Annotated in this window: 5 protein-coding genes; all 5 read right to left on the bottom strand. The window is 39.7% G+C overall.

Annotated elements, in window-relative coordinates; translation table 11 throughout:
* Positions 1 to 254: transposase (locus A9G37_RS00765; RefSeq protein WP_065574334.1), on the bottom strand; the 254-nt coding region annotated here is incomplete at its 3' end.
* A gap of 662 nt (positions 255 to 916) precedes the next feature.
* Complete coding sequence (locus A9G37_RS00760; RefSeq protein ID WP_218059268.1) at positions 917 to 1,525, bottom strand: hypothetical protein; 609 nt, start codon at positions 1,523 to 1,525, stop codon at positions 917 to 919.
* A complete protein-coding gene (locus tag A9G37_RS12690) occupies positions 1,522 to 1,665 on the bottom strand; it encodes a hypothetical protein (RefSeq protein ID WP_176701837.1) in 144 nt (47 codons plus the stop codon). Before A9G37_RS12690 ends, A9G37_RS00760 begins: the two co-directional genes overlap by 4 nt.
* Complete coding sequence (locus A9G37_RS00755; protein WP_065574332.1) at positions 1,629 to 3,161, bottom strand: RHS repeat-associated core domain-containing protein; 1,533 nt, start codon at positions 3,159 to 3,161, stop codon at positions 1,629 to 1,631. Before A9G37_RS00755 ends, A9G37_RS12690 begins: the two co-directional genes overlap by 37 nt.
* On the bottom strand, positions 3,139 to 3,477 hold a 339-nt coding region (locus tag A9G37_RS00750), incomplete at its 5' end, for an integrase core domain-containing protein (protein ID WP_141670983.1). The genes A9G37_RS00755 and A9G37_RS00750, both read right to left, overlap by 23 nt.

Here is a 3,477-nt window from a genome sequence, read left to right as displayed (position 1 = left end):
TTTTTTATGATTTCTTCCTGAAGCTGTGATTTTAAGCTCAGCTCGGCAAACATCTGCTTAAGTTTGCGGTTTTCAGCCTCCAGCTCTTTTAAGCGTTTGATATCCGAAGTTTCCATTCTGCCGTATTTTTCCCGCCATTTATAAAAAGTTGAATTACCCATGCCATATTTACGGCAGAGTTCCTTGACAGGAATACCTGCTTCAGCTTCTTTTAAAATAGCGACGATTTGATGTTCAGTCATTTTTTTCATCATTAAATCCCCTTTTACTTTTATCATAGAGAATTTTCTACTTTTTTGCTGTACTATTTTAGGGGAGAGTTACAGTAGCCGTTATAGTGCGTTAGGCGGTTGTGTTGGATTGCCTCGTGGTGGTCATTAAGCAGATTACCCGCTGCTGGGTCATAGGCAATGTAGTGTTGCCCATAATACGTTTGTAAACCGGTAATTTGTTGTACTGAGTCGTAGTGATAATTTTCACTGTAACGGGGAGATTTATTTAGTATCCGATTGGGGTAATTACCATAGCTGTTGGCTTGCCCGATAAGGTTGCCGGCACGGTCATAGTCAAATCGTTTGTCTATTAACGGTTGTGCATGGTTGCTTAGTTCAGTAATACAGCTGTATTTTTGCGTCATGCGCCCTAGATTGTCAAAACGTTGACTTTGGATTAGAGCCTCTTGCGTACGGCTGAATAGTTAATAATATAATAATCTTTATTTCTTGTATGGAATTATCTCATAATTCTTATTTTTTATCCCTTTCAAAACTTTTTGTGTAATAAAGGCTATATAACAGCGCTCCATAAAAACTAAGGGAAGGCTGTTGTCATAAACGTCATCTTTAACGGTAACTTAATCATTACTTATCCGCTAGCAATTTAATTAGCATCAACATGCTAAAAACAAGGATTAACATTAACCTTTTTGTGTATTCTGTTTGATTTTAACCTTTTCAACACAAACCCCGACTAATTTAGTATTTTTTAGTTTTTCATAAACACTTTCATATAATAGTAACCCCATATCAGTACATTGAATAGGATGTTTAGGATATTCATCATTGAGTAAAAACCATGGCGAGCGTTCTACTCTTGCACAGAATAGGCATTCTGGACAAACCTTTAATCGTTTTTCAATAGGTTTACCATCAATATAATAAGGCGTTTCTCCTCTGAGGGGAATATATTTGTATTTACTAATAAATGTTACAAATGGTTGCTTAATAAGCTTCGTACCTTTTTTTAAATAGACATTCCCTAAATTTAGATGATTTTCTGCCTCTTTTCCCAATAAGTCTAATAAACGTGTGGACATACATCCGGGAATAAGCAGATACCCTATCATGGTCATATCTAAATTTTTTCTTATTTTTTCATCAGTAATCAGATCTAGACCACCACGAGGCAGTTTAAGCCGATGACAATGGGTACAAAATAGGTGACTATTATCAGTTTTCCAATTCGGAATCAAATCATAGCCAGATATTCCTGAATAATAAAGGTGATAAAGTTGTTCTTGCATCATTGAATTACCTCATAATTTTTATCTTTTATATTTTCCAACACTTTCTCAGCAATATTAGTGCCATGCTTCATGTCGGTTTTTCTAGCAGCCTCAACAACTGCATTTAGAGCTTTTTCCTGTACGCTTGGGTCTCTTTCCATAGCTCTTTTCTAATCTGCGCTACCACCCCCTTTACCACCCCCCCCCGCATATTGAAGCTTTTTTTTAGGAGAGCATTTAACTTATTATGGAAATAAACGTGGGCGTCTTTAGCTAATGTGATTAATTCTTGTTTTTTATGTCCTCCTAAAAATTGTGGGATTGGATGATGTTTTTGATGAGATCCACAAAATAATCCCCACGGATCGACCCAAGTCAAGGTATTAGGCGCATATTGATAAAGATTAATACCGCCCGCTAAGCCTATTGGGTCGGGCTGGGTGAAGCGTCCGCAATTAGGGTCATAATACCGAAATGTGTTGTAATGTAAACCGGTTTCTTTATCGTAATATTGCCCCGCAAAGCGTAGGTTTTGTGCGGCAATATAGGGGCTGCTTGTTTGTTGTTGTTTGAGTTGCCCAAAGAGCTGGTAATCACCACGCCAGACCATTTCCCCTTGTTCATTGGTGAGTTCGGTCGGTAAGTCGTTAAGTTGTGTGTGAAAGTATTCGAGTTGTACGTTTTCGGATTGGGTGTTGGGGTTAGTTTCAATCATTACCCGTGCAATCGGTTCATAACTATCTTGGTTGTAAATATAGTGCAGCCGCTGGTCTGGTTGCGTTGAGTGTTGTTCGCCGCTAAGGCGCATGCCCTGCCAAAAAAAGTTGGTTTGTTCGTGGTGTTGTCTTTTTTCGTATTTGTCGTCATGTTTAGTGCTTTTACTGGTTCTTCGTCCTAGCGCATCATAGGTGTAGAGCGTGGTGGAGCGGTGGTAGATATCATTAACTCGTGCCTCAATTAATTGGTGCTGGCTGTTATAAAAAAATTGCTGGGTAAGTTGCGTAATAGGATGTCGGCGTTCAATTAAGCGTCCAAAGCCATCGTAGCGGTAATAGTAGCCGTTATAGTGCGTTAGGCGGTTGTGTTGGATTGCCTCGCGGTGGTCATTAAGCAGATTGCCGGCTGGGTCATAGGCAATGTGGTGTTGCCCATAATGCGTTTGTAAACCGGTAATTTGCTGTATCGAGTCGTAGTGATAATTTTCACTGTAACGGGGAGATTTATTTAGTATCCGATTGGGGTAATTACCATAGCTGTTGGCTTGCCCGATAAGGTTGCCGGCACGGTCATAGTCAAATCGTTTGTCTATTAGCGGTTGTGCATGGTTGCTTAGTTCAGTAATACAGCTGTATTTTTGCGTCATGCGCCCTAGATTGTCAAAACGTTGACTTTGGGTGAGTGCCCCTTGTGTACGGCTGATTTCACGGTGCAGGCGGTCACGTTCGTAGTCAGCCAGCGGATAATTATGTTGGTCTGGCGTGGTTAATTTTAGCTGGCTTAAGTGCCCAGCACCATAGTAGAGATGATGCAGCTGGTAGCCGTCCGGTAAGGTGCTAGTAAGCAGATTACCAAGGGCATCGTACTGGTACTGATAACGTCCACCGTGGTTATGTTCGCTAATAATCTGCTCAAGGTCATCGATTTCTTTTGTATTCAATCGGCGACTGGTAATTTAATGTTGAATGAAGTCGATTATAATTAAACCAATCCACATAGTGATTAAATTCCAATTTAAGTTGCGCCAGTGAATCAAAAATAGTATTTGACACAAATTCTGTTTTCACTGCTTTGAATGTGCTTTCTGCAATTGCGTTATCATAGGGGCAGCCTTTGCGACTTAAGGACCATTTAATTCCAAATGCTGTTAAACATTCATCAATCAAATGATTATCAAACTCTTTTCCTCTGTCAGAATGAAACAACTCAATCGTCTGTAAGTTCATTGGAATTTGACTCATAGCTTGCATGACCAG

The sequence above is a fragment of the Gilliamella sp. GillExp13 genome (assembly GCF_001690815.1).
Taxonomy (GTDB): domain Bacteria; phylum Pseudomonadota; class Gammaproteobacteria; order Enterobacterales; family Orbaceae; genus Gilliamella; species Gilliamella bombi.
This window is presented reverse-complemented; position numbering and strand designations above follow the sequence as displayed.

Excerpts from the sequence above, each read along its gene's own strand:
- A9G37_RS00760 (WP_218059268.1), bottom strand. The coding sequence starts at position 1,525 with ATGATGCAAGAACAACTTTATCACCTTTATTATTCAGGAATATCTGGC.
- A9G37_RS12690 (WP_176701837.1), bottom strand. The coding sequence starts at position 1,665 with ATGGAAAGAGACCCAAGCGTACAGGAAAAAGCTCTAAATGCAGTTGTT.